27 protein-coding genes are annotated in these 26,187 nt (G+C 44.5%); 20 read left to right on the forward strand and 7 right to left on the reverse strand.

Translation table 11 applies throughout. The features are described 5' to 3' along the window. Positions 1-92: 92 nt before the first annotated feature. Positions 93-1,685 carry an acyl-CoA synthetase MbcS gene (gene mbcS / locus MWM02_RS03815; protein ID WP_244402981.1) on the forward strand — a complete coding sequence of 531 codons (1,593 nt, stop codon included), beginning with the start codon at positions 93-95 and terminating at the stop codon, positions 1,683-1,685. 113 nt (positions 1,686-1,798) lie between these two features. Here mbcS and MWM02_RS03820 read toward each other — a convergent pair whose 3' ends face one another. Further along, entirely contained in the window at positions 1,799-2,602 is an 804-nt protein-coding gene (locus tag MWM02_RS03820; RefSeq protein ID WP_244402982.1) for an NAD kinase, read from the reverse strand. A gap of 127 nt (positions 2,603-2,729) precedes the next feature. On the opposite strand from MWM02_RS03820, the gene sppA reads away from it, so the two are divergent. From sppA to MWM02_RS03860, 8 genes are all read left to right on the forward strand, one after another. After that, the gene (sppA, locus tag MWM02_RS03825) at positions 2,730-3,740 is read left to right on the forward strand and encodes a signal peptide peptidase SppA (RefSeq protein ID WP_064549548.1); all 1,011 of its coding nucleotides are present in this window, start codon (positions 2,730-2,732) and stop codon (positions 3,738-3,740) included. 13 nt (positions 3,741-3,753) lie between these two features. Next, positions 3,754-4,233 carry an RDD family protein gene (locus MWM02_RS03830; RefSeq protein WP_244402983.1) on the forward strand — a complete coding sequence of 160 codons (480 nt, stop codon included), beginning with the start codon at positions 3,754-3,756 and terminating at the stop codon, positions 4,231-4,233. 62 nt (positions 4,234-4,295) lie between these two features. Continuing rightward, the gene (locus MWM02_RS03835) at positions 4,296-4,988 is read left to right on the forward strand and encodes a DUF2953 domain-containing protein (RefSeq protein ID WP_232509481.1); all 693 of its coding nucleotides are present in this window, start codon (positions 4,296-4,298) and stop codon (positions 4,986-4,988) included. Positions 4,989-5,000: 12 nt separating this feature from the next. Then, the gene (gene ytfJ, locus MWM02_RS03840) at positions 5,001-5,459 is read left to right on the forward strand and encodes a GerW family sporulation protein (protein WP_064549550.1); all 459 of its coding nucleotides are present in this window, start codon (positions 5,001-5,003) and stop codon (positions 5,457-5,459) included. A gap of 76 nt (positions 5,460-5,535) precedes the next feature. Beyond that, positions 5,536-6,036, forward strand: coding sequence for a thiol peroxidase (gene tpx, locus MWM02_RS03845; RefSeq protein WP_064549551.1), 501 nt, complete (start codon positions 5,536-5,538; stop codon positions 6,034-6,036). Positions 6,037-6,156: 120 nt separating this feature from the next. After that, entirely contained in the window at positions 6,157-7,146 is a 990-nt protein-coding gene (locus MWM02_RS03850; RefSeq protein ID WP_064549552.1) for a class I SAM-dependent methyltransferase, read from the forward strand. Positions 7,147-7,372: 226 nt separating this feature from the next. After that, positions 7,373-8,563: an acetate kinase gene (locus tag MWM02_RS03855; protein WP_064549553.1), complete on the forward strand. Its 1,191-nt coding sequence runs from the start codon at positions 7,373-7,375 to the stop codon at positions 8,561-8,563. 258 nt (positions 8,564-8,821) lie between these two features. Next, complete coding sequence (locus tag MWM02_RS03860; protein ID WP_064549554.1) at positions 8,822-9,337, forward strand: MogA/MoaB family molybdenum cofactor biosynthesis protein; 516 nt, start codon at positions 8,822-8,824, stop codon at positions 9,335-9,337. A 75-nt stretch (positions 9,338-9,412) separates the two neighbouring features. Here MWM02_RS03860 and MWM02_RS03865 read toward each other — a convergent pair whose 3' ends face one another. After that, positions 9,413-9,730, reverse strand: a complete 318-nt coding sequence (locus tag MWM02_RS03865) for a hypothetical protein (protein ID WP_064549555.1) — start codon at positions 9,728-9,730, stop codon at positions 9,413-9,415. A 189-nt stretch (positions 9,731-9,919) separates the two neighbouring features. Between MWM02_RS03865 and MWM02_RS03870 the strand changes: the two genes are divergently transcribed. Further along, the gene (locus MWM02_RS03870; RefSeq protein ID WP_064549556.1) at positions 9,920-11,128 is read left to right on the forward strand and encodes an argininosuccinate synthase; all 1,209 of its coding nucleotides are present in this window, start codon (positions 9,920-9,922) and stop codon (positions 11,126-11,128) included. Next, positions 11,125-12,504: an argininosuccinate lyase gene (gene argH, locus MWM02_RS03875; protein WP_064549557.1), complete on the forward strand. Its 1,380-nt coding sequence runs from the start codon at positions 11,125-11,127 to the stop codon at positions 12,502-12,504. The genes MWM02_RS03870 and argH overlap by 4 nt, the downstream gene beginning before the upstream one ends. Before the next feature lie 33 nt (positions 12,505-12,537). Here argH and MWM02_RS03880 read toward each other — a convergent pair whose 3' ends face one another. After that, positions 12,538-12,984 (reverse strand): universal stress protein, encoded by a 447-nt coding sequence (locus MWM02_RS03880; protein WP_064549558.1) that lies wholly within the window; start codon positions 12,982-12,984, stop codon positions 12,538-12,540. A 113-nt stretch (positions 12,985-13,097) separates the two neighbouring features. On the opposite strand from MWM02_RS03880, the gene MWM02_RS03885 reads away from it, so the two are divergent. Further along, entirely contained in the window at positions 13,098-13,238 is a 141-nt protein-coding gene (locus tag MWM02_RS03885; RefSeq protein ID WP_244402984.1) for a hypothetical protein, read from the forward strand. Between the two features lie 127 nt (positions 13,239-13,365). Further along, entirely contained in the window at positions 13,366-14,124 is a 759-nt protein-coding gene (locus MWM02_RS03890; protein WP_064549559.1) for an SDR family oxidoreductase, read from the forward strand. Between the two features lie 238 nt (positions 14,125-14,362). On the opposite strand, the gene MWM02_RS03895 is transcribed toward MWM02_RS03890, so the two are convergent. Continuing rightward, positions 14,363-15,460 carry a M24 family metallopeptidase gene (locus MWM02_RS03895; protein ID WP_244402985.1) on the reverse strand — a complete coding sequence of 366 codons (1,098 nt, stop codon included), beginning with the start codon at positions 15,458-15,460 and terminating at the stop codon, positions 14,363-14,365. A gap of 132 nt (positions 15,461-15,592) precedes the next feature. Between MWM02_RS03895 and MWM02_RS03900 the strand changes: the two genes are divergently transcribed. Both MWM02_RS03900 and MWM02_RS03905 read left to right on the forward strand, forming a co-directional pair. Continuing rightward, positions 15,593-16,273, forward strand: coding sequence for a metal-dependent hydrolase (locus MWM02_RS03900; protein ID WP_244402986.1), 681 nt, complete (start codon positions 15,593-15,595; stop codon positions 16,271-16,273). 119 nt (positions 16,274-16,392) lie between these two features. Further along, positions 16,393-17,706, forward strand: coding sequence for a CBS domain-containing protein (locus tag MWM02_RS03905; protein ID WP_244402987.1), 1,314 nt, complete (start codon positions 16,393-16,395; stop codon positions 17,704-17,706). 26 nt (positions 17,707-17,732) lie between these two features. Here the strand turns inward: MWM02_RS03905 and MWM02_RS03910 are convergent, their stop codons facing one another. Next, entirely contained in the window at positions 17,733-18,044 is a 312-nt protein-coding gene (locus MWM02_RS03910; RefSeq protein ID WP_064549563.1) for a YtpI family protein, read from the reverse strand. 125 nt (positions 18,045-18,169) lie between these two features. On the opposite strand from MWM02_RS03910, the gene MWM02_RS03915 reads away from it, so the two are divergent. Then, positions 18,170-19,117: a DHH family phosphoesterase gene (locus tag MWM02_RS03915; RefSeq protein ID WP_064549564.1), complete on the forward strand. Its 948-nt coding sequence runs from the start codon at positions 18,170-18,172 to the stop codon at positions 19,115-19,117. A gap of 45 nt (positions 19,118-19,162) precedes the next feature. On the opposite strand, the gene ytrI is transcribed toward MWM02_RS03915, so the two are convergent. Further along, positions 19,163-19,675 carry a sporulation membrane protein YtrI gene (ytrI, locus tag MWM02_RS03920; protein ID WP_064549565.1) on the reverse strand — a complete coding sequence of 171 codons (513 nt, stop codon included), beginning with the start codon at positions 19,673-19,675 and terminating at the stop codon, positions 19,163-19,165. Further along, positions 19,672-20,013, reverse strand: coding sequence for a sporulation membrane protein YtrH (gene ytrH, locus MWM02_RS03925; RefSeq protein ID WP_003248647.1), 342 nt, complete (start codon positions 20,011-20,013; stop codon positions 19,672-19,674). The genes ytrI and ytrH overlap by 4 nt, the downstream gene beginning before the upstream one ends. 106 nt (positions 20,014-20,119) lie before the next feature. Here ytrH and dnaE point away from each other — a divergent pair, with 106 nt between their 5' ends. The 4 genes from dnaE (at position 20,120) to accA (ending at position 26,098) form a co-directional block, all read left to right on the forward strand. Then, positions 20,120-23,431, forward strand: coding sequence for a DNA polymerase III subunit alpha (gene dnaE / locus MWM02_RS03930; RefSeq protein ID WP_244402988.1), 3,312 nt, complete (start codon positions 20,120-20,122; stop codon positions 23,429-23,431). 154 nt (positions 23,432-23,585) lie between these two features. Then, positions 23,586-24,185 carry a FadR/GntR family transcriptional regulator gene (locus MWM02_RS03935; RefSeq protein WP_244402989.1) on the forward strand — a complete coding sequence of 200 codons (600 nt, stop codon included), beginning with the start codon at positions 23,586-23,588 and terminating at the stop codon, positions 24,183-24,185. Positions 24,186-24,263: 78 nt separating this feature from the next. After that, positions 24,264-25,136 carry an acetyl-CoA carboxylase, carboxyltransferase subunit beta gene (accD, locus tag MWM02_RS03940; RefSeq protein WP_064549568.1) on the forward strand — a complete coding sequence of 291 codons (873 nt, stop codon included), beginning with the start codon at positions 24,264-24,266 and terminating at the stop codon, positions 25,134-25,136. Then, on the forward strand, positions 25,121-26,098 hold the full coding sequence (accA, locus tag MWM02_RS03945) for an acetyl-CoA carboxylase carboxyl transferase subunit alpha (RefSeq protein WP_064549569.1): 978 nt from the start codon (positions 25,121-25,123) through the stop codon (positions 26,096-26,098). The genes accD and accA overlap by 16 nt, the downstream gene beginning before the upstream one ends. Positions 26,099-26,187 lie beyond the last annotated feature (89 nt).

The following is a 26,187-nucleotide window of genomic DNA, read 5'->3' on the forward strand; positions in this document are numbered from 1 at the left end:
ATTTTTAAAAAATATTCAAAATATAAAAATTGTTTTGTATAATATGAATGGCACGTTCTTACTTATTATTGATAAAAGGGGAGTTGGAGAAAATGAAACGGGAAGATTTAATCGCTCCTGAACGCTATAATTTGACGTCAGAAATCGAAAAACACGCGCTGGCTAATCCGAATAAAATCGCGTTGAAATGGGAAAGCGAACAAGGGGAAACGCGGGAGATTACATACGGTGATTTAATCAAACGCGCGAATCGGATTGGAAACGCTTTATTAAAGCAAGGGCTTGAAAAAGGCGATAAAGTGCTTGTTATGGTTCCTCGCTTAATTGAAGCGTATGAAGTATATTTAGGAGCGTTAAAAGCGGGCTTGGTAGTGATTCCAAGTTCGGAAATGCTGCGGACGAAGGATTTGCAGTACCGCATTTCCCACGGCGAAGCAAAGGCAGTTGTCGTGTATGAGCCATACGTGGATCAATTTGCGCCGATGGAAGGCATTGATCATATCGTGAAATTCATCGTCGGAAAGACGAAACTGGACGGTTGGATCTATTTAGAGGAAAAGATGAGGGCGGAAAGCGATGAACTGGTTGCTGCGGACACATCCCGTGATGATATGGCGTTTTTATCCTATACATCGGGAACGACCGGAAATCCGAAAGGGGTCGTTCATTCGCACGGATGGGCGTATGCGCATTTGCGCATCGCCGCGAAAAATTGGTTATGTATTGAGGAAAACGATCTCGTCTGGGCGACCGCCGGCCCAGGATGGCAAAAATGGATTTGGAGCCCGTTTTTATCGGCACTCGGTTCTGGTGCAACAGGGTTTGTCTATTATGGCCGGTTTGATCCGGAAAAATATTTGCAGCTTTTAAGCAAGTACGAAGTAAACGTTCTTTGTTGCACGCCGACGGAGTATCGGCTGATGGCGAAAGTACCGAACATCGGTGATTATAAGCTCCCGCATCTTCATAGCGCCGTATCTGCCGGGGAGCCGCTTAACCGTGAAGTGATTGACACGTTTGAAAAATATTTCAATATTCAAGTACGCGATGGATATGGACAAACAGAGAATACGTTGCTTGTCGGCGTCATGAAAGGAATGAAGATCAAACCAGGTTCCATGGGCAAACCAACGCCGGGAAACCGCGTTGAGATTATTAACGAAAACGGTGAACCGTGCGCCGTCGGTGAAGTTGGCGATATCGCCGTCCACGTTGAAACTCCAACGTTATTTAAGTATTACTACAAAGATCCAGAAAGAACGGCGATGCAATTCCGGGGAGATTATTATATTACGGGGGATAAAGCGAAAAAGGATGAAGACGGATATTTCTGGTTTGAAGGGAGAGGAGATGACATTATCATTAGCTCCGGGTATACAATCGGACCGTTTGAAGTAGAAGACGCTCTTGTCAAGCACCCTGCTGTAAAAGAATGCGCTGTCGTCGCCAGTCCGGATGAAGTACGCGGCCATGTCGTAAAAGCGTTCGTCGTTCTTCGCGAAGGGGTAGATAAAAATGACCCGACGTTGATTCCAAAGCTGCAGGAGCATGTGAAGCAGCTTACCGCACCGTATAAGTATCCGCGCAAAATTGAATTTGTCGACGATTTGCCGAAGACGGCATCGGGAAAAATCCGCCGCGTGGAGCTGCGCGAACGCGAAATGCGCCTTGCCAAGCATCAATAAGAAAAGGGGCTGTTTCGAATCGGAAACAGCCCCTTTTTCCGTTTGGAGAAAACATTTGCGGCCAGACAATAAAAACATCGCTTTTGGAGTAAATTCCACTGCATCCGCTTTCTTTATAAAAACGTTCGCTTTACTTTATCCCAGAAAGAATTGTCTTTTAAACGGACAGTTTTGATCACTCTGTCGCTTAAGACAATATCGATTTTTTCAATGTGTTGAATGCTTAATGCCTCATTATCTAGGCCGATAATTGGAAAATGGCTTGTTTCTTCGGACATTTTTAATGTTAGTTTCCGCTGCCCGCTTAAAATAAATGATGACCCGAGCGTTCGGTAACGGTTATTGTTGAGGGAGGCCAGCTCGCTCACTTGAAAGCAAGGAAGAAGCGGATCAACGACTGCGCCGTTGACCGATTTATTATACGCTGTGCTTCCCGTCGGTGTCGAAACGATGATTCCGTCGCCGCGGAATGTTTCAAAATGCAAATCATCGATAAACACGTCCATCGCCAACGTCTTAATAATTTGTGAGCGGATGGAACATTCATTTAAGCAGAAAAAGGAAGCGTTGTCATCGATGGTAACTTGAATAATTGGGTATTTTCTCACTTCTAGCTGCAAATTTTGTGTCGCTTCTACCATATGATCGATGTCATCGATTTGAAAGTCACAGTAAAATCCGCGCGACGGAAGTGTTGAAATGCCGACATATAAGCAGTCATTGCGAAAACCTGTTTGTCGCACCGCTTGCAAAAATGCGCCATCGTTCCCGATACTGACGATGATATTGGCTTCGCGATGGTCATCGACGACGACAAACGGTCCCTGTTTCGCGAGCGCGATCAGCGGTTCAACTCGTTTGACGAGTTGATCGTCATGCTTGTAAAAAAAATATAGATGATTGCGAAAGCCTGCCATCGGGAATCCTCCTAATTGTTATATTTTAGTGAACCTGTAATTATGGTACAATAAATAAAGTATACATATTTAGTGTAACATTTTTACACAAATCTAAAAATAACCGTTTCTATAGGGGGAAGAAACAATGAATCGAAAGCGCTGGATAGCATTGTCTATTGCAGCTGTATTATTTATTATTTCAGTGTTAGTCAATGTCATCACGACAATGTTAACAAATGATGCTGAAAAGTGGACGGAAAACTGGTTTGCCTTAGCGGAACAAGAGTTTAGTGAAGAGGTGCTCGAAGATGGCGATCAATCTCAAAAAATCGTCGTTCTTGAAGTAAACGGGGTCATTCAAGATGTTGGAGATGCGGGGGAGCTGTTTACTGCGTCAGGATATGATCATCAATCATTTTTACGAATGATTGAACAGGCAAAAAACGATGATGCGGTGAAGGCGATCGTTTTACGCGTCAACTCACCGGGTGGCGGTGTCGTGGAAAGCGCGGAAATTCACGATCAACTGCTTAAGCTAAAGAAAGAAACGAAAAAACCGATTTATGTTTCAATGGGGGCGATGGCGGCTTCTGGAGGATATTACATTTCAACGGCGGCCGACAAAATTTTCGCAAGCCCGGAGACGCTGACGGGATCGTTAGGAGTAATTATGCAAAGTTTGAATTATGAGGGACTTGCCAAAAAATACGGTGTGGAGCTTGTTACGATTAAAAGCGGGCCGTATAAAGATATTATGAACCCGACAAGAAAGATGACGGAAGAAGAAAAAGAAATATTGCAGCGATTAATCCATAATTCTTATGAAGGGTTTGTCAAAGTAATTTCGGAAGGTAGACACCTTCCAGAAAGCGAAGTGCGAAAAATGGCAGATGGCCGAATTTATGACGGCCGCCAAGCGAAGCAGTTAAAGCTGATCGATGAGTTCGGCTATTTAGACGACACGATTGCCGCGATAAAAAAAGACTACGATTTGGCGGACGCGCAAGTGGTGAAATATACCAATGACTTTTCGTTCGGTTCTTTATTTAAAATGGGGCTAAATCGGACTATAGCTCCAAAGCATGAAGCGACCGAATTAATCAAATTGCTCTCTAACCCTTTGTCACCGCGCTTAATGTATTTATATGCTGAATAAAGGAAGTGAAAAAATGACCGGAGAGTATCTGTCCATTCCAGCAGAGACAAGAAATGCAACTTGCGCCAATGCATCTTCGCATGTGCGCTACGCCGGGTTTTGGATGCGTTTTTGGGCATATTTGCTCGATTTGCTTGTTGTCGGCAGCATCAACCGTCTGCTTGTTTTTCCGTTTTTGCATCTGCTCGATATTTCGGTCGAGCGGACGAGCATGTTTGCGCCGGCGACGATCGCCACAACCGTGACATTTTACGCGTATTTTGTGTTGATGACGAAATTTTTTCAACAAACGTTAGGAAAGATGGTATTTGGGATGAAAGTGATCGATGAGTCAGGAAGGCCGTTGACATGGACGACGGTGTTATTTCGTGAAGTGATCGGAAAATTTATCGCAAAAACCATTTTATTCATCGGATTTCTTTTTGTCGCTTTTTCAGAAAAGAAAAAAGGGATGCATGACCAGTTCGCTGATACGCTCGTCATTTACGAATAAACCTGCCAATATGGCAGGTTTATTTTTTTGGGCATATGGCGACAATAGCATGATGAAAGGGAGTGCTGAGGTTGAAACTGATCGTTTGTATCGTTGTCCTGCTTTTTTTCTTACTTTTTTTGTTATCGATGATGAAGTTGTCGATTACGATTTTTTTTCAACATGCACAAGGTAATAATGAATGGAAATTTACGTTTCAAACGTTATTTGGAATGATTCGTTATACGATACATATACCGCTTGTGAAAATAGAAACAGAGCCGCCGGGCGTTGCCATTGCCCATCAAGAGACAATAAAAAATATTTCGAAAGGAACGGTGAAACGAAGCAAGTATACGCCGAAGGAAATAATCAATAATTTTCAGAAAATGAAGGAGTTTGCCAAGCATGTCGTACGGCTGAATGAAATTATAAAAAAATTTCTTGGACATATATCCATCACGAAATTCGAATGGCAGACGAAAATCGGAACAGGGGATGCGGCGACGACAGGGATGATCGTCGGGTTAGGGTGGTCGTTAAAATACAATTTGCTCGCGTTTTTCAGCAAATATATGAAACTAAAAACGTCTCCTTTTTTTATGATTACTCCATCTTTTCATGAAGCCGTTTCCGAAACAAAATTCGTATGTATGATTCATTTTCGAATCGGGCATGCTATGTTAGCAGGAATACGAATAGTGAAATATTGGCGTGGCAATCGTTTGTCGAAAATAAGAACGTTTGTTACCAATCATGCAAATGAAAGCTACTAGGAGGAATCTCGCATGAACAATCATCCAATTCAAGGGCTGATGACAACCGCGATGGAAAATTTAAAACAAATGATTGATGTCAATACGATCATCGGCGATCCGGTGGAAACGCCGGATGGGAGCGTGATTTTAACGGTTTCCAAAGTAGGATTTGGATTTGCCGCGGGCGGTAGTGAATTTATGATGGATGGCAACAAAAATGGCGTCAGCCAGCAACAGGGGCTTAGCCAGACGCAGGCGAACGAGCATCCGTTTGGCGGCGGAAGCGGCGGCGGTGTTTCCATTACGCCAATCGCCTTTTTGGTGGTCAGCTCTTCAGGAATAAAGCTGCTTCATCTTGATGAAAGCACTCATTTATATGAAAAAATTCTCGACGTAGCCCCAGAGGCGATTGAAAAAATACAAGCGATGTTGAAGAAAAATAAAAATGACTCGCCGCCGTCCACGCAAAAACAAGATTTTAACATTTAAATAGTTGAAATCATTGAAATTTTTTGGTGTTCCCTTTATGATGACAATAGTACATTAATTTTGAGGGGGAAAACCAATGGCACAAGTAACCTTTAAAGGAAAACCGGTAACATTAGTCGGCAACGAAGTAAAGGTGGGGGACAAAGCCCCTGATTTTAAAGTGCTGGCTAATGATTTATCGGAAGTCACGCTTGCGGATACGAAAGGTCATGTCCGTTTGATCAGCGTCGTTCCGTCTTTGGATACAGGCGTTTGCGACGCGCAAACACGCCGGTTTAATGAAGAAGCGGCGAAACTGGATAACGTAAAAGTATTGACGATCAGTGTGGATTTGCCGTTTGCGCAAAAACGCTGGTGCGGCGCCGCGGGCGTGGAAAACGTGCAAGTCCTTTCTGACCATCGCGATGTTTCGTTTGGGCAAGCGTACGGCGTGCTTATTAAAGAATTGCGCTTATTGGCGCGTGCGGTGTTTGTCATTGACAGCAATGATATCGTAACATATGCGGAATATGTGCCGGAAGTGACAAATCATCCGAACTATGAAGCGGCAATCGAAGCGGCAAAAGCGGCGAAATAAAATATAAATGAAAAGACCTCGATCGTTTCGAGGTCTTTTCATATGTTTAATATTCTTGCCATCATATCATGTCCATCGTACAATAAACTATTGGACACTTACCGGAAAGGTGGAGAAACAATGGCAACTCCAGTAGAACGCTTGTTTACGCTGTTCGACGAAACGGCCAAAATCTTGCAAGATGAATTGCAATGCACCTATTTAGAAGCGGTGGCGGAAACGGGAGAAAACGTGTTTCACGGCGACGTTCTTCAAGAAGAAGTGAGCGAAGCAAACGCGCAGCGCCTTAAAAAAGAATATAACGACATTCAACTTGAGAGGTTTACGAACGAAGAAATACGAAAAGCATTTCAGCTTGCGGTGTTAAAAGGGATGAAGGAATATACGCAGCCGCATCATCAAATGACTCCAGATGCGGTTAGTTTATTTATAAGCTATTTAGTCAATCAATTCACTCGCAAACATCTTGCCCTGACGATTCTTGATCCTGCCGTCGGCACGGCGAATTTGCTGACGACGGTGCTTAACCATCTTAAAGGAAAGCAAACGAAAAGTTACGGTGTGGACATAGACGACGTATTAATCAAGCTGGCGTATGTGAACGCGAATTTGCAAAAACACGCGATTCAGTTTTTTAATCAAGACGGTTTGCAGCCGCTATTTGTGGAGCTTGCCGATGTAATTGTATGTGACTTGCCCGTCGGCTATTACCCGCATAAAGAAAACGCTTCTCGCTTTGTCTTAAAGGCGGAAGAAGGGCATTCATACGCCCACCATTTGTTCATTGAACAAAGCTTGTATTATACGAAAGAAGGCGGTTACTTGTTTTTCTTAATTCCAAATACGTTATTTTCAAGCGATCAGGCGGCAAAACTCCATGAATTTATTAAAGAGCACGCGGTCATTCAAGGGCTGTTGCAGTTGCCGCTGTCAATGTTTAAAACAGAACGGGCGGCAAAAAGCATTTTTATTTTGCAAAAGAAAGGGGAAAACGTGAGGGCTCCGAAAAAAGCGCTCTTGGCGGAACTTCCACGTTTCTCCAATAAACAGGCGATGCGGGCAATGATGCGAAAAATTGATGAATGGATCACGGAAGAAAAAGGAAAGTAAAACAGTTCCCGACGATGAGCGGGAACTATTTTTTATTTTCAAAAGATAGTAACTATTTCTATTTTCGAAAGATAAAAACATAAAATTGTAATCGGTTGCATAACAGAATTTGCTTGAAAGAGATTACGAACAATCATAAAATTAAAAAGGTATAGTGAAATAGTGAAAAATTGAACAAAATATGATAACGACAAAAGATGAATGATTAAGGGAGTTGTTTGGAAATATGGCGAAAATTTTAGCGATTAACGCCGGCAGTTCATCATTAAAGTTTCAATTATTTGAAATGCCAAGCGAAAAGGTTTTAACAAAAGGAATGGTGGAACGAATCGGTTTCGATGACGCCATTTTTACCATCACTGTCAATGGCGAGAAATTTCAAGAAGTCACTGCGATTCCGAATCATGCAGTAGCTGTGAAAATGCTGCTCGACAGGCTCATGGGGCACAGAATTATTCGCTCGTTTGATGAAATCGACGGAATTGGCCACCGCGTTGTGCATGGCGGCGAAAAATTCAGTGATTCCGTACTCATTACGGATGAAGTATTAAAGCAGATCGAAGAAGTGTCCGAACTTGCTCCCCTTCATAATCCAGCAAACATTACCGGGATTAAAGCGTTTCAAGAAGTGCTGCCGAATGTGCCTGCCGTGGCGGTATTTGATACGGCGTTTCATCAAACGATGCCGGAGCAGTCGTTTTTGTACAGCCTCCCATATGAATATTATACAAAATTCGGCATTCGCAAATACGGCTTCCATGGCACATCACATAAATATGTCACACAACGCGCCGCTGAATTGCTCGGCCGTCCAATTGAACATCTCCGCCTTATTTCTTGCCACCTCGGAAATGGCGCCAGCATCGCTGCAGTAGAAGGAGGAAAATCGATCGATACGTCCATGGGCTTTACGCCGCTTGCCGGTGTGGCGATGGGGACGCGTTCTGGAAACATTGATCCGGCGCTCATCCCTTATATTATGGAAAAGACGGGAATGACTGCTGAAGAGGTAGTCGAAGTATTAAATAAGAAAAGCGGAATGCTTGGTATTTCCGGCATTTCTAGCGACTTACGTGATTTGGAAAAAGCGGCGGCAGAAGGACATGAACGTGCGGAACTGGCGCTTGAGGTGTTTGCGAGCCGCATTCATAAATATATCGGTTCTTATGCGGCGCGCATGTGCGGTGTTGATGCGATTATTTTCACCGCTGGAATTGGTGAAAACAGTGAACTGATCCGTGCCAAAGTATTGCGCGGCCTCGAATTTATGGGGGTATACTGGGACCCTGCATTAAATAAAGTACGCGGCAAAGAAGCGTTCATCAGCTATCCGCATTCGCCGGTAAAAGTGCTTGTTATCCCAACGAATGAAGAAGTCATGATCGCCCGGGACGTTGTCCGATTGGCAAATTTATAAGGTTTTTATAGGATTTGCAACCCAAAATTTGAAGTTGTAACTAACAAAAACTTGCTAAAGCAACCTTTCATATTCCAAAATGGATATGAAAGGTTGCTTTTTTATAAAAAATTGTGCCGTTATGAACGAAAAATTCATCGATATTTACGGTATGTGTGATGCTGCACCCTTATGCATAACTTTGAATTTTTATTCAAGCTTTGCAACACCATCTAGGAAATAAAAAAGACATAATGTATAATGAAATAGGTGATCTATATGAGCGTAACGGAACATAAAAAAGAAGCGCCGCGTGTCGTCCGCTGCAAAGTCATTACTATTAGCGACACAAGAACAATCGATACGGACAAAAGCGGAAAATTAATGATCGATTTATTGAAAGAAGCTGGACATGAAGTTGTCAGTTATGAGATTGTGAAAGATGAAAAAGAAGCGATCCGTTCGGCGATTTTGCGCGGATGTGAACAGCCAGACATCGACGCGGTGCTAACCAACGGCGGCACCGGCATCGCCAAAAGAGATGTGACGATCGAAACAGTAAAAGAAATCATTGAAAAAGAAATCGTTGGCTTTGGCGAGTTGTTTCGCATGTTAAGCTATACGGAAGATATCGGCTCAGCAGCGATATTGTCGAGAGCCATCGCTGGGGTGGCGAACGATACAGCAATTTTTTCTACGCCCGGATCGTCGGGGGCGGTGCGCCTTGCGATGATGAAGTTGATTTTGCCGGAGATTAGTCACGTGGTGCGGGAAATAAGAAAAGACTTGCGATGAAAAGGAAAAAGTGTCCGTTTAAGGAAGCGGACACTTTTTTCGCTTTATTGTGAAGAACAAGCGCCGAAGTTGCTCTTAGGCATGATGCGCGTGCGTCGATATTGTTTGATTCAGGCGATACCAAATCCATAAATCGTTAATCACTGAGGCGAGCTCCGCTATTTCCGAATTTAATTGACAAGAGCGGGCGAAATCACTTTCCTCGCTCAACTCGTCTTGTTTTTTGCTAATGATCTTTTCGAGTTCGGCAATGCGGTCGGGAATGGTTCCGCGAATGTTTTCCCATCGCAGCAAAATCGCTTGTTGTTCCGCCTCGCTATAGTCTTCCCAGTCTTTTTCAAGTTTCGGCAGCAGAATGCCAAGCCGCCGGTCATAGATAAAATATTGTTCCATGCTTTTTCCCTCACTTCCCCATATCCCTATTGTATAAAAAAGATCAGAAATAACCAATATCAGTATTTTTATACTTTTTCATGAATAACTATTGAAAAACATTATAAAAGCTGGTAAATTGATAATATAGCTTTTTGAATATTTATTTATATATAAGTATATTTATGTGAAAGGGAAGGGGAAAACGGCATGACTAATCCGAAAATTGTGTTGGCGTATTCCGGCGGTTTAGATACATCTGTTGCGATTAAATGGCTGCAAGAGCGAGGCTATGATGTCATCGCGTGCTGCCTGGATCTTGGTGAAGGAAAAGATCTTGATTTTGTGAAAGAAAAAGCGTTGAAAGTTGGAGCGATTAAGTCTTACGTCATTGACGTCAAGGAAGAGTTTGCGAATGAATATGCGCTTATTGCATTGCAGGCACACGCGCTTTATGAAGGAAAATATCCGCTTGTTTCTGCGCTATCTCGCCCGCTCATTTCGAAAAAACTAGTCGAAATTGCCGAATTGGAAGGGGCGGTTGCCGTTGCGCACGGATGCACGGGCAAAGGAAACGACCAAGTCCGCTTTGAAGTATCGATTAAAGCGTTGAATCCGAACTTGGAAGTCGTAGCGCCAGTACGCGAATGGAGCTGGTCGCGCGAAGAAGAAATCGAATATGCGAAAAAGCATGGCATTCCGATTCCAGTTGACATTGATAGCCCGTTTTCCATTGACAAAAATTTATGGGGAAGAAGCAACGAGTGCGGTATTTTAGAGGACCCTTGGGCGGCTCCTCCAGAAGAAGCGTACGAGTTAACGGCATCGTTGGAAAATGCACCAGATGTTCCAGAAATCATCGAAATCGGTTTTGAACAAGGCGTTCCGAAAACATTAAACGGCAAACCGTATTCGCTCGCCAATTTGATTTTGGAGCTAAATGCGATTGCGGGAAAACATGGGGTAGGACGCATCGATCATGTCGAAAACCGTTTGGTAGGCATTAAATCACGCGAAGTGTATGAATGCCCTGGAGCGATAACGCTAATTAAAGCGCATAAAGAATTAGAGGATTTGACGCTTGTAAGGGAAGTCGCACATTTTAAACCGATCATCGAGCAAAAATTGACGGAAGTCATTTACAACGGTTTATGGTTCTCGCCGATCAAAGATGCCCTTGTTGCTTTCTTAAAAGAAACGCAAAAAAACGTAACCGGCGTGGTGCGCGTAAAGCTGTTCAAAGGCCATGCCATCGTGGAAGGACGCAAATCGGAATTCTCCTTATATGATGAAAAGCTTGCGACATATACGGCAGATGACCAATTTGACCATCAAGCGGCCGTCGGCTTTATTTCCCTGTACGGATTGCCGACGAAAGTATACAGCGTCGTCAATAAGCAAAAGAAGGTGACCGTGTGAAAAAACTTTGGGGAGGACGTTTCACGAAAACAGCGGAAGAGTGGGTCGACGAGTTTGGTGCGTCGATCCCATTCGACCAAGAGTTAGCCGAAGAAGATATTGAAGGCAGCATCGCCCACGTCACGATGCTTGGTAAATGTGGAATTTTGCCGAGCGAGGATGTGGAAAAAATCAAGGGTGGGCTGCTTGCGCTGTTGAAAAAAGCGAAACAAGGAAAACTTGAATTTTCCGTCGCTTATGAGGATATTCATTTAAATATTGAAAAAATGCTCATCGATGAAATTGGTCCGGTCGGCGGAAAACTGCATACAGGAAGAAGCCGCAACGACCAAGTGGCAACCGATATGCATTTATATTTGCGCAAACGCGTAAACGAGATTATCGAATTGATTAAAGAGCTGCAAAAGGTGCTTGTCGAAAAAGCGGAGGAGCACGTGGAAACGATCGTGCCGGGATATACGCATTTGCAGCGGGCGCAGCCGATTTCGTTTGCCCATCATTTGCTCGCTTATTTTTGGATGCTCGAGCGCGACCGCGAGCGATTCCGCGAATCATTAAAGCGCATTAATAAGTCGCCGCTCGGAGCGGGAGCGCTTGCCGGTACGACGTTTCCCATCGACCGGCATTTAACCGCAGAGCTGCTTGGTTTTGACAGCATTTACGAAAATAGCATCGACGCGGTGAGCGACCGTGATTTTATCATTGAATTTTTAAGCAACAGCGCTCTGCTCATGATGCACTTATCCCGTTTTTGCGAAGAGTTGATTCTTTGGTCAAGCCAAGAGTTTCAGTTTATCGAAATCGATGATGCGTTTGCGACCGGAAGCAGCATTATGCCGCAAAAGAAAAACCCGGATATGGCGGAGTTAATCCGCGGCAAAACGGGACGGGTGTACGGCAATTTATTGGCACTTTTGACTGTGATGAAAGGAACGCCGCTTGCATACAATAAAGATATGCAAGAGGATAAAGAAGGCATGTTTGATACGGTGAAAACGGTCACTGGATCGCTGAAAATCTTTACTGGCATGATTAAAACGATGAAAGTTAACGTCGATGTTATGGAGAAAGCGACAAAACAAGATTTTTCAAACGCAACCGAGCTTGCCGATTACTTGGCGAACAAAGGGGTGCCATTCCGCGAAGCGCATGAGATTGTTGGCAAACTTGTGCTGACTTGCATTGAAAGAGGCGTATTTTTAGCTGATTTGCCGCTGGAAGCATATAAGGAGGCATCACCGCTGTTTGAAGACGATATATATGAAGCGCTAAAGCCTTACACGGCCGTGAACCGCCGCAATAGCGCTGGCGGCACGGGATTTGCTGAAGTAAGAAAAGCGTTGGAAAAAGCGAAAGAAATAATAAACACTCCGTAGTTTGCGCTGCGGAGTGTTTTTTCATTTATTCACTTATTCTTTTTCCGTCCGGACAACAAGCACATCGCACTTTGCATAACGAGTAATATGTTCGGAAACGCTTCCAATTAAGAGGCGTTCGACGGCGTTTAGGCCGGTAGCTCCACAAATGATTAAATCAGCTTTATATTTTGGCGCTATGTCCTTGGCGATTTTCACTTTTGGAGAACCAAATTCAATGTCAATGACAACATCGCTTAATCCAGCGGCGGCCGCTTGTTGTTGGTAACCGTTTAGCAGTTCTTTTGCGTATTCTTCAGCCCGTTCAACAGCGGCGCGGTCATACACCTCGACGGCTGCAAACCCCCGCAAATCAATGACGTGGGAAAGAACAAGCTTCGCATTGTTGCGTTTGGCGATTTCGATCGCTTTTTTGAATGCCCATTCCGCTTCTTTCGAACCATCTACCGCAACAACAATCGTTTTGTACGTCATTGCCATCGTTCTCCACTCCCCCTTTGGATAAAAATGCTATCTCTATTATCAGTATACCTCACAAACAACATGGAAAACTACTGTATGTATGATATTTTTATGAACAAGGAGTGGCGGCAATGGAAAAAAGTGATAATAAAGGGTTATATGATGAGGAGGAAGCGAAAATAATTAGCGAGCAAATGATAGATGCGCATTATAGCGGGATTGTTGCTCGCGATGAACCTCGTTATCATCCGGAACGCGAAGTTGGTGAGTAAGTTGTTTGGTGCCTCATGGTGTTTATTCGCCATGGTGATTTTTTAAGGCGAGATGGATGCGTTTAGACATATATTTATAGTAAAGTAAAGATAAGACAAAAAGTTGTTAAGGTGAGGAGGAGTGGTTGTGCGACATGCCCTCATCACAGCCGGAGCGAAAGGGCTGGGGAGAAAAGTAACAGAACTGTTGCTAGAGAGAGGATATTCCGTAACCGTCAATTACCGAAGCGATGAAGCGGCGGTGCGGTCACTGCAACAAAAATACGCCCATCTCGATGAACGGCTGCAATTTGTTCGCGGTGATGTTACGAAAAAAGAAGATTTATTTGCTCTTGTGGATGCGGCGCTCGATCGGTTTGGACGCATCGATTGTTTAATCAATAATGCGGGGCCGTACATTTTTGAACGAAAAAAATTGGCTGATTACACAGAAGACGAATGGTACGAAATGATTGAGGGAAATTTAAGCGCCGTATTTCATTTGTTGAAAAAAACGATTCCAGTGATGAGAAAACAACGGTTTGGACGCATTATTACATATGGTTTTCAAGGTGCGGCGGAAGCGCCGGGATGGCTGCATCGGTCCGCGTTCAGCGCCGCCAAAGTCGGTTTAGTCTCGTTAACGAAAACAATTGCGCTCGAGGAAGCGGAGTATGGCATTACCGCAAATATGGTTTGCCCAGGCAATATCGTCGGAGAGATGAAAGAGGCGACGATTGCCTATTCGCGTTCGATAAAAGACGCTGACACCCCGATTGGACGCTCAGGGACAGGGGAAGATATTGCTCGCGTTATCGCTTTTTTATGTGAAGAAGATTCCGATATGATTACAGGCGCGATCATTGATGTGACAGGGGGGGTAAATGTTATTCATCGTTACCGATAATGAGCGCATTTTCCAAAAAAACACCTCACTTTGTGTAGTGAGGTGTTTTTGCGCGTATTTGCTAATGAAACATGCAAAACGCATGAATGGCGGGAGAACGCGGAGTGGGATGCTGCGTTGAATACGCTGCTCATAAAGCGAGGCACAACGATTGCTTTTAGGCGAAAACCATCGTGATCTTTTTCGCCAAAAAAGAGCAGCGATTTTGGCAAAGTTGGGAATACCGCTCTTTTTTGTTTCATGAAACGATGATAAGTTCTTTCGGATATTTTGTTAAAATCCCTGCACCGTTATCGGTGATAAACACGTCGTCTTCAATGCGTACTCCGCCGACGGAAGGAACATAAATACCCGGCTCAATCGTGAACGTCATGCCGCGTTCTAGCGGCATCGCGTTTGCTGCGTTCATAGACGGATATTCGTGCAATTCAATGCCTAGACCGTGACCGACGCGATGCGTGAAATACGGACCGTATCCGGCTTGTTCAATGATCGATCTCGCGGCGCGATCGACACTGCCGATTTCCACGCCTGGTTTGCATGCATCAATCGCCGCCAACTGTGCGCGCAAAACGGTATCATAAATCAATTTTTGCTCTTCTGTCGCGCTTTTGAATATAACGGTTCTTGTAATATCTGAACAATAACCGTCTACAATTACGCCCAAATCAAATAAGACAAAGTCGCCTTTACGAATGGTTGTGAGCCCTGGAACGCCGTGAGGGTTTGCTGTGTTTTCCCCGGCTAATACCATTGTGGCAAATGACATTTCGCGCACGCCTTTTTTCTTCATTTCGTATTCAATCGCTGCGATAATATCTAATTCTGTTTTTCCCTCAGCGATTGCGTTTACTCCTACTTCGACGGCGTAGTCCGCAAGTTCCGCCGCCTGGCGCAATATGGCGATTTCTTTTTCTTCCTTGATCATCCGCAATTGCCGCAGCTTCTCTTCCGCGTTCAGCCACGAGCGCGCTTGGAAATATGCTTGAAGCTGTTCATATCGCTCGAGAGAAAGATGGCTTTTTTCGACAGCAATTCGATCGATTTTTATGTTTTTGGCACGAACGTGCCGTTCAAGCAGCTGCCACGGGTTGTCTGCATCTCCATAATCGATGATTTCATACGTCCATCCAGCTTGTCTTGCGCGCGCCGTTTCCATTTGCGGGCAAATTAATGCCGGCTCTTCGTGCGGAAAAACAAGCAACGCCAAAAGCCGTTCATGCGGATCGCAATAAAATCCGCTTAAATAAAAAACGTTCGGACTTGACGTAATAAGCGCAAATGAAATATGTTGTTCTTGAAGCCATTCGGAAAATAAGTGAAGTCGTTTGTTCATGTGACACCCTTCCTTTCTTCTATATTTTGAGAGTAGCAGGAATATGGCAAAATGTAAATGTTTATGAGTGAGCGGGAAGGGAAATGTTTCAGCCGTCGCGAATATAATTAATGATGAAAGGAGAGGATGATCGTGAAAGTAACTTATCATGGGCATTCTGTTGTGAAAATTGAAACGAATGGAAAAACGATTTTCATTGATCCGTTTATTACCGGCAATGGTACGACAGATTTAAAAGTCGAAGATGTGAAGGCAGACGCTATTTTGCTTACGCATGGCCATACCGACCATGTCGGCGATACGGTGCAGCTTGCTAAAAAAAATAATGCGCTTGTTGTCGCCCCTTTTGAATTAGCTACATATTTAGGATGGCAAGGAGTGAATGTCCATCCGATGCATATCGGCGGAGCGCATCAGTTTGACTTTGGAAAAGTCAAATTAACGCAGGCGTTCCACGGTTCAGGTTATGTAACGGAAGACAAGCAAATTATTTATACAGGCATGCCGGCGGGAATTTTATTCACTGCGGAAGGCAAAACGATTTATCACGCTGGGGATACGGGATTGTTTTCTGATATGAAGCTGATCGGTGAGCGCAACGATATTGATGTGGCGTTTTTGCCAATCGGGGATAATTTCACGATGGGACCGGAAGATGCAGCGCTTGCTGCGGAGTGGCTTCGTGCGAAAATCGTCGTTCCGATTCATTACAATACGTTCCCGGCGATTGCCCAAGATCCGCAGCAATTTGTAGCGATGCTCCCTGATGGCGTGGGACGTGTATTAAACCCAGGAGAAAGCATAGAATTATAATAAAAAAGCGTCTCGGAATGAGGCGCTTTTTTAGCAGCAAGTGCGTCTGCCGCTTCATTGAATTGGATTTGTTTCGCCCGTATAATGAAGATAGGACATCATGTAAAGGGTGAAGAGATTTGGCGACAAAGCATGAACAAATTTTGCAATACATTAATAGTTTACCGGTTGGCGAAAAAATTTCGGTAAGGCAAATCGCAAAGGAAATGGGAGTAAGCGAGGGGACAGCTTATCGCGCCATTAAAGATGCGGAAAATAAAGGGTATGTCAGCACGATTGAACGTGTCGGTACGATCCGCATTGAAAAGAAGCGAAAAGAAAATATCGAAAAGCTGACGTATGCGGAAGTTGTCAATATTGTCGACGGGCAAGTGCTAGGCGGTCGTGAAGGTTTGCATAAAACGCTGAACCGCTTCGTTATTGGTGCGATGAAGCTGGAGGCGATGATGCGCTATACGGGAGCTGGCGATTTGTTGATTGTCGGAAACCGAACGAAAGCGCATGAACGTGCGTTGAAAGCTGGGGCAGCTGTGTTAATTACCGGAGGATTCGATACGGAAGAACATGTGAAAAGATTGGCGGATGAGTTGCAGCTCCCGATTATTTCGACAAGCTATGATACATTTACAGTGGCAACGATGATTAACCGGGCGATTTACGATCAGCTCATTAAAAAGGAAATCGTTCTCGTTGAAGATATTTTAATCCCGCTCGAAAAAACCGTATATTTATATGCTACAGATCCGATTGAACGTTGGTATGAGCTCAATCGCGAAACGAGGCATAGCCGTTTTCCAGTTGTGGATCAGCAGTGGAAAGTACAAGGGATCGTTACCGCGAAAGATGTGCTCGACTTTGACCGGCAATTGCCGATCGAAAAGGCGATGACAAAACACCCGATCACAGTAAAAGGAAAAACGTCGGTTGCCTCCGCTTCACATATTATGGTATGGGAAGGCATCGAGCTTTTGCCGGTTGTTGATGAACATAATCGCCTTCAAGGAATTATCAGCCGCCAAGACGTATTGAAAGCGCTCCAGATGATTCAACGCCAGCCGCAAGTAGGCGAGACGATCGATGATATTATTGCAAGCCAGTTCCGCGAAGCCGATGGCGATGGAAAAGAAGATATGTTTCGCTGCACGGTTACTCCGCAAATGACGAATTATTTAGGAACGCTATCGTATGGAGTGTTTACGACGATTGTTACGGAAGCGGCTACACGCGCGCTTCGTGCATATAAACGAGGCGATTTAGTGATCGAAAACATTACGATTTATTTTATTAAACCAGTGCAAATCGACAGCACGATCGAAGTAAAAGCGAAGCTGTTGGAAATGGGACGGAAATTTGGAAAAGTCGATGTGGAAGCGTATCACGAAGGCATTGTCGTCGGAAAAGCCCTGATGATGTGTCAATTAATCGACCGCTAGCGGCTGTATAAAAAACGGGACGCAATTTACGCCCCGTTTTTTGCTGTTTGTTTCGCTTCTTCCAAAACGAGAGGCAAATAATATTTATAGGCGCGATAGCCTGCCCATGCGCTTCCGGCACCAATCAGCAAGAAAACAGTGCCGACAATATACGTAACGGCGGAAGAATGGAGGAAAAACTGATTTAATCCGAAAAAGAACACGAACAAGCCAAGCGCGATGCTTGATTTGGCGGAAAGCCAACGTCGTTCCATCGGCCGATGGGAGCGAAAATATTTGATTTTATAATAGACGTAAAAAGAGAAGGAAAATATAATGAAAATTACAAGTGTTGGCATAAAATAAAACCCTCCATCATTTCTTTCTACCTTATTGTACATAGAAATGAGGAAGAATTCTAGCAATGACCTTTCTTGTTTGCGTATAATGAAAGAAAATACAGTCGCAAAAAAGGGGAAGAAAGATGAAAGAGAAATGTTTGGAAATTTTAAAAGCGATCCAGCAATTTGATACGATTATTATTCATCGCCATATCCGCCCAGATCCTGATGCGTACGGTTCTCAAGGAGGATTAGCGGAGATTTTGAAGGCATCTTTTCCGGAAAAAACGGTGTATACGGTTGGAAACGACGAAGAGTCGTTGCAATTTTTGCGACGAATGGATGTTATTGATGATCAAACTTATGACAACGCGCTTGTGATCGTTTGTGATACCGCCAACCAAGAACGGATTTGTGACGACCGCTACCGGCTTGGCAAAAAATTGATTAAAATTGACCATCATCCAAACGAAGATCCGTATGGAGACATCTTGTGGGTCGACACAAACGCAAGTTCCACAAGCGAAATGATTTATGAGTTTTATTTGGCGGGAAAAGAGGAAGGGCTTGTGATGACAAAAGCAGCGGCGCGCCTTATTTACGCGGGCATTGTCGGAGATACGGGCCGTTTTCTTTTTCCGAGAACGAGCGAAAAGACGTTTCGTTATGCAAGCGAACTGATTCAATACGGATTTTCGTTAACGGAGATATATGACGGGTTGTATAATACAAAGTTAAACGTGGCGCATTTAAGCGGGTATGTGCTGCAAAACTTTACGGTATCCGCGGAAGGTGTGGCGGCGGTGAAAATGCCGAAATCGCTGCTGGAACAATATGGCGTCACTGCTTCGGAAGCGTCGCAGCTCGTGAGCCTGCTTAGCAATATCGAAGGAATTGTCGCATGGGTATTTTTTATCGAGGAAGAAAAAGAAATTCGCGTCCGCCTTCGTTCCAAAGGCCCGATTGTGAATGAAGTAGCGAAAAAATATCGTGGCGGCGGGCATCCGCTCGCTGCGGGAGCTTCGATTTATTCATGGGAGGATGCGGACCGCGTCATCGAAGATTTGAAAGCAGCGTGTCTTTCTCAATGATAAAACGAGAAATGTCCCGGTACGGAAAAGTCCGGGACATTTATTTTATGACGGCGAAGAAACGGGCTTTAGCTTCAGTTCGATCGATAATGTTGTAAACAAAAAGAGCTGATGTATTTCTAGTTTATATGTTTGTTCATTAATGGTATATGTTTTATTTTCAATTGCCCGTTTTAGCAATTCCCTGCCGTTGTAAACCGTTTCGATGTCTTTCGCAATAAGATGGGAAACATCTTCTTTTACGCTTTCTTCAATGCGAAACGTCGTATAAGAGTCCAGTTTGTATTGTTCGGCATTGACAAGGTGAATAGAAATCCCTTGAACTGTCAATCTTTTTTTGTTCATTTTATTTAATTTTACGTAGTCTTCCTGCCAAATGCGAACTTCGTTTTCCAAATCGGCAATTTTGTCTTGAAGTTCAATGATTTGGCGAACTTGTTTTTCTTGCAAAACGCCGAATAAATGCAAAAAAACAAACCAGCTGATGAGCGCTCCGATCGCGGCTCCGGCAAAAAAACGCTGCCATATTGGATAGCGGTAATAAGGCGGGATTCTCATGAAGAAATATGCTCCTGCGTCAGCCAAGTAATGATGGTAACCCCTGTCTGTGCGCCTCCCATCGCGGAAAGAATAAGAAGAAACTGTTTAATAATGTCGCGAGTTTCCCCAAAAAAGAAGCCCCGCTCCACCATATAAAACGTATCGAACGTCCCTCCGATGGCGGCGACGACAGCCCAAATTCGCAAATCACCAGCAAATCGATACATTGCCGTAAGCGGCTGTTCCCCGCTTAAAAACGCGCCGAGCGCTCCGACCATCGCACCGCCTAGCAACACGCCGGCGGCGATAAAATAACTTTGGATAAATGCGGGCAAAAATGCTATCTTTTCGTTCATCCGCGTCCCACCCTTCCTTTTATTATGTATATGGACGAACAGAAAAGAGTATGTTTTGCAACGAAAAAGTTTTGTCCACTATAATGAAGGAAAAGGAGGGAGAGCATTGTCGTTTGTTCACCTTCACGTTCGCAGCTGCTATAGCTTGTTAACAAGCCCAGCGAAAATTAGCGATTTAGTTAAAAAGGCGAAAGATTTGCAATTTCCCGCGTTAGCATTAACGGATGAAAACGTATTGTACGGAGCGATTCCCTTTTACATGGAATGTAAACGTTACGGCATTCAGCCGATTATTGGGATGATCACGGATGTTGTGCTTGAAGGAGAAGAGGCACATCCGCTCGTTTTATTAGCAAAAAATGAAACAGGCTACCAACATTTAATGAAAATCAGCAGTACGATTCAAACGAAAACACGCGAAGGAATTCCGGAAAAATGGTTATGGCATTATCGCGATGGATTAATTGCGCTAACCCCGGGAAAAAGCGGGCAAATTGAAATATTGCTCGCTCATGGCGAAATAACAAAAGCAAAGCAAGTATTAGAACGGTATAAGCAAATTTTTGAGGCGAACTTTTACCTTTCCGTGCAGCGTGGGAAAAATAAGGAGAAAGAGCCGTATGAACAGCAACTGATTGTTTTAGGCGAAGAAACGAATACACCGCTTGTAGCGACGAATGACGTTCAATATATCGAAAAAGAAGACGCGTTTGTGCACCGCTGTTTATTGGCGATCAAACAGGGGACTGTGATTGAAAAAGAAACAGCGACAGCGGGAGAGCGGTATTTAACATCGCCAGAAGAAATGAAGGAGCGGTTTTCCGATTTGCCCGCGGCGGTGGAAAACAGCGGGAAAATCGCTGAACAATGCCGCCTTGACATTGATTTTGGTTCGTTAAAGCTGCCGAAATATCCCGTGCCGACGAAAGAAAGCGCTGACGATTATTTGCGCCGCCTTTGCATGGAAGGGCTGCGAGAACGGGTGCTTTCCCCTTCTGACCGCTACATAGAACGGCTAGAATATGAACTGAATGTCATTCGGCAAATGGGGTTCAGTGACTATTTTTTGATCGTTTGGGATTTTATGAATTTCGCCAGAAAACAAGGGATTATCACAGGGCCTGGGCGAGGATCGGCGGCAGGATCGCTTGTCGCGTACACGCTTTACATTACAAACGTCGATCCGATTCAATACGGCCTTTTATTCGAGCGGTTTTTAAATCCAGAGCGTGTGTCGATGCCGGATATCGATATTGATTTTCCCGATGAACGGCGCGAAGAAGTCATTCAATATGTCGCCAATAAGTACGGACAACAATATGTGGCGCAAATCATTACGTTCGGCACGTTCGGCGCCAAGGCGGCCCTGCGCGACATTGGAAAAGTGCTGCAGATCGATGCGAAAGAGATGGAAAGTATCCTAAAGCATGTTCCTAACAAGCCCGGAATCACGATTCAAGAAGCATATGATCAATCGGCTGCTTTTCGCCAAGCGGTTCAGTCTTCCGCATTGATGAAACGATGGGTTGTCACGGCAATGAAAGTGGAAGGACTTCCGCGCCACACCTCGACGCACGCAGCCGGTGTAATCATTAGCAGCGAGCCGCTTTCGCAAATCGTTCCATTGCAACAAGGGCATGGCGAATTGTATTTAACGCAATATCCGATGGATGTGTTGGAGCGGCTCGGTCTATTAAAGATGGATTTTCTTGGATTGCGCACGTTAACATTGCTTGAACATATATGCCGCCTTATTCAGCAGCAAACGGGCAAAACGATCGATGTGCGGGAGATCCCGCTTCATGACCGCAAAACGTATGAATTAGTAAGCGAGGGAGACACAAACGGGATTTTTCAGTTAGAGTCCGATGGAATGAAGCGTGTGCTAAAGCAGCTAAAGCCGTCGCAATTCGAGGATATCGTGGCGGTGAACGCGCTATACCGGCCGGGCCCGATCGATTACATCCCTTCGTATATAAGAAGAAAGCACGGAGAAGAAAAAGCTTCTTACCTTCATCCAAATTTGGAGCCGATTTTAGCGCCGACGTATGGAGTCCTTATTTATCAAGAGCAAATTATGCAAATCGCCGCCAATATCGCGGGATTTTCGCTAGGCAAAGCAGATTTGTTGCGGCGGGCGATTGCGAAAAAGAAAAAAGAAATTTTGGATCAACAGCGGAATGCGTTTGTAAGGGGATGTATGGAAAAAGGTTATGACGAATCGTTTGCCAACGATTTGTATGATATGATCGTTCGCTTTGTCAACTACGGATTTAACCGAAGCCATGCCGTCGCTTATAGCATGCTTTCTTACCAGCTTGCTTATTTGAAAGCACATTACCCTCTTTATTTCTACGCGGCGCTGTTAACGAGCGCGATCGGCGACGAGGAAAAAGTGGCTTTGTATATTTATGAAGCAAGGCAAAAGCGGATCGAGTTGCTGCCGCCTTCCGTTAATCAAAGCCGCTATTCTTTTTCGGTCGAGCACGGAAAGATCCGCTACAGCTTGGCTGCAGTTAAACACGTTGGGGCAGCGGCGGTGAAAGCAATTGTACAAGAGCGAAAAAAAGGGCCTTTCTCCGACTTTTTTGATTTTTGTGTCCGTTTATTTGGAAAAGGCATCAACCGAAAAACGATAGAATCTTTGATTTTGTCCGGCTGCTTTGATGAATTTGGCGTCGAACGAGCGTCGCTGTTGGCGAGCATGGATGTCGCTTTAGAGCATGCGCAGCTTGTCGGCCCGTATGTCGAAGAGGGGTTATTTTCCGATATATCGCTGAAGCCGAAATATGTTGAAGCGCCTGCTTTTCCGCTGGAAGAAAAGTTAATGTACGAAAAAGAACTGCTCGGCGTTTATGTTTCTCCGCATCCAATATCTGCCCATCGGAAAATGTTTCGCTTGGCGGGAGCGCAGCCGGTGATGAGCATAATAAGAGAAAAAACGGACCGCCCTGTTAAAGCCGGAGTGTATATTGTTCAAGAGAGAAAGACCCGAACGAAAAAAGGAGAGGAAATGTCATTTTTCACGATTAGCGATGAAAGCGGGGAAATGGACGCGGTCGCGTTTCCAGATGTATATCGCCGTTATGCTTCCGTTTTAAAAAAAGGAGAAGTGCAATTATTGGAAGGGAAGGTAGAGATTCGTGCAGGAAAGCCACAATTCGTCATTCGCAAAGTGCTGGCTCCCGCGTTCGCGTCGCTTTACGTAAAAATTGATCCGGAGCAGATCGCCACTGGAACATTATTTGCGTTAAAAGAGTTATTGCAAAAGCATCACGGAAACACTCCTGTGTTTCTATATTACGAACAAGAACAAAAGATGGTGAAGCTTTCGGAAGAGTATGATGTTGAATTGACGGATGAGTGCATTGCCGCGTTGAAAGCGCTGCTCGGCGATGATCATATTGTAGTAAAATGACGTTTCTTTACTATTTTTCAATTTTGTTATATCGTATAAACATTAGGTGGTCAGACCAGTGAAGGAAAACAGAGGAAAAAATGCATCTTTTTGTAGCGCCGAAAAATGCACAAGGAAAGTGCGCAGGGAGGGATAACAAGTAAAAGACGCGAAAGTGTATATAGAAACGCTCGAACAAATTCGCAGGATGATAAAAGAAGACGGGCTTGTCGCTGGCGATAAGCTTCCTTCCGAACGCGAATTATCAGAGCGTCTACAAGTTGGGCGTTCTTCTGTAAGAGAAGCGTTGCGGGCGCTGGAATTCCTCGGTTTAATTGAAACGCGACGTGGGGAAGGGACGTATATCAAAGAAGTGGGGAATCATCGGCTTATTGATTTGCTCGGAATGTTTATTTTGCAAGATGAACGTGCAAAAGAAGATTTGGCGGAAACGAAATGGCTTATTGAACGTCTTTGTCTGCAGCTTGCCTGCCAGCGGTGGACAGAACAGGAATTCGCTCAACTAGAAAAAATGGTTCGCCAAAAAACGATCAATTACGAGCTTTTTTTCCAATGGGTGACGGCGGCTGCGCAAAACTATTTACTGGAACGAATTTGGCGCGTGCTTCATGACTTTTTCCAAACGATCAATGGCATCGTTTCATTTCCAGGCAACTTTTATGAACAAATGTTAAAAGCGTTTGCGAAGCGGGACGTTGCCGCTGCTATAAAATTATGGGAAAATGGGCAAAGTCCATTGTCGAAAGAAGGATGACGTTTTTTTACAAAAAGTGCAGTTTATTTCCGATACAGTAGTAGTGGTAGAGCGACAATGCGAAGGAGGAAACACCTCATGTGGAAAGACTTGTTTACCAAAAAGAAAAAATATGCATCGATTCCTTCCGAACAAGTGAGACATGAAGTTCCAGAAGGAATTATGACAAAATGTCCAAAGTGCAAAAAAATTATGTACACGAAGGAACTGATCAAAAATTTACGGGTTTGCATGAGCTGCGGTTATCATCATACAATGCCGTCCCGCGAACGGATTAATAGTTTGTTAGACGAAGAAAGTTTTCATGAGTATGATGCCGATATGGTGTCAGTCAATCCGTTGCACTTTCCAGGATATATGGAAAAGCTGGAAGAAGATCGCCGTAAATCGAACTTAAACGAAGCGGTCATCACCGGCGAAGGAACGTTAAACGGATACCCGCTCGTCATCGCTGTCATGGATCCGGCGTTTCGGATGGGAAGCATGGGGTCCGTTGTAGGGGAAAAAATTACGCGAGCGATTGAAAAAGCAAGAGAGCGCCACGTGCCGTTTCTTATTTTTACCGCTTCTGGAGGAGCTCGCATGCAGGAAGGGGTATTGAGTTTAATGCAAATGGCAAAAACGAGCGCCGCCCTTAAACTGTTTAGCGATGAGGGGGGGCTTATCATTTCGGTAATGACGCATCCGACGACAGGCGGAGTGTCGGCAAGCTTTGCCTCATTAGGGGACTATAATTTTGCAGAACCGGGAGCACTCATTGGCTTTGCGGGCCGTCGCGTCATTGAACAAACGGTGCGCGAGGAGCTTCCAGAAGATTTTCAAACGGCGGAGTTTTTATTGAAGCATGGTCAGCTTGATGCCGTCATTCATCGCCATGATTTGAAAGATACATTAACGACCGTACTCGACATTCATCAACGGGGAGGGGAACACGGATGGTGGCAGAACTAGAATTTGAAAAGCCGCTTATAGAGCTGCGTAAAAAAATTAGCGAATTAAAAGAATTTATGAAAACCACGGACGTAGACCTTTCTTCGGAAATTGAAAAATTAGAAGCGCGTCTTGCAAAGCTGGAAAACGATATATACGCAAATTTAACTCCATGGGATCGCGTGCAAATTGCGCGTCACCCGAACCGTCCGACAACGCTTGATTATATTGAGCGATTGTTTACCAATTTTTTGGAATGTCACGGAGACCGCTGTTTTGGGGATGATGAAGCGATTGTCGGAGGAATCGCCAAATATGATGGGCTGCCTGTGACGGTCATTGGCCATCAGCGCGGGAAAGATACAAAAGAAAATATTCGGCGCAATTTTGGAATGCCGCATCCGGAAGGATATCGAAAGGCACTGCGTTTGATGAAACAAGCTGAAAAATTTCGCCGGCCAATCATTTGCTTTATTGACACAAAAGGGGCGTATCCGGGAAAAGCGGCGGAAGAGCGCGGGCAAAGCGAGGCGATTGCTAGAAACTTGTTTGAAATGGCCGGACTTACCGTACCGATTGTTTGCGTCGTGATCGGGGAAGGTGGAAGTGGCGGAGCGCTTGCGCTTGGTGTCGGCAACCATATTCATATGCTGGAAAACTCGACTTATTCCGTTATTTCTCCTGAAGGAGCTGCGGCGATTTTGTGGAAAGATGCGGCGCTTGCCCGCCGTGCGGCGGAAACGATGAAAATTACAGCGAACGATTTAAAAGAACTTGGCATTATTGACGAAATTATTCCGGAGGTTCGCGGCGGCGCCCACCGAGATGCAGACCAACAGGCAGCGGAAATCGATAAAGTGTTGAAACGATCGCTAACGCAACTGCTAAAGCTAGACGGCGAAGCGCTTGTTCGACAACGATATGAAAAATTTAAACAAATCGGGCAATTTGCGTTTTTACGCGACGAGCTTCGGGTAAAATAAAAGCGAGGCTGTCTCATGTTGGAGGCAGCTTTGCTATATTGTTAACCATTTTTTCATAAATAATTTGACCGCTTCTCTATTGTGTTCTT

This window comes from Parageobacillus sp. KH3-4 (assembly GCF_022846435.1).
In the GTDB taxonomy this organism is placed as follows: domain Bacteria; phylum Bacillota; class Bacilli; order Bacillales; family Anoxybacillaceae; genus Parageobacillus; species Parageobacillus thermoglucosidasius_A.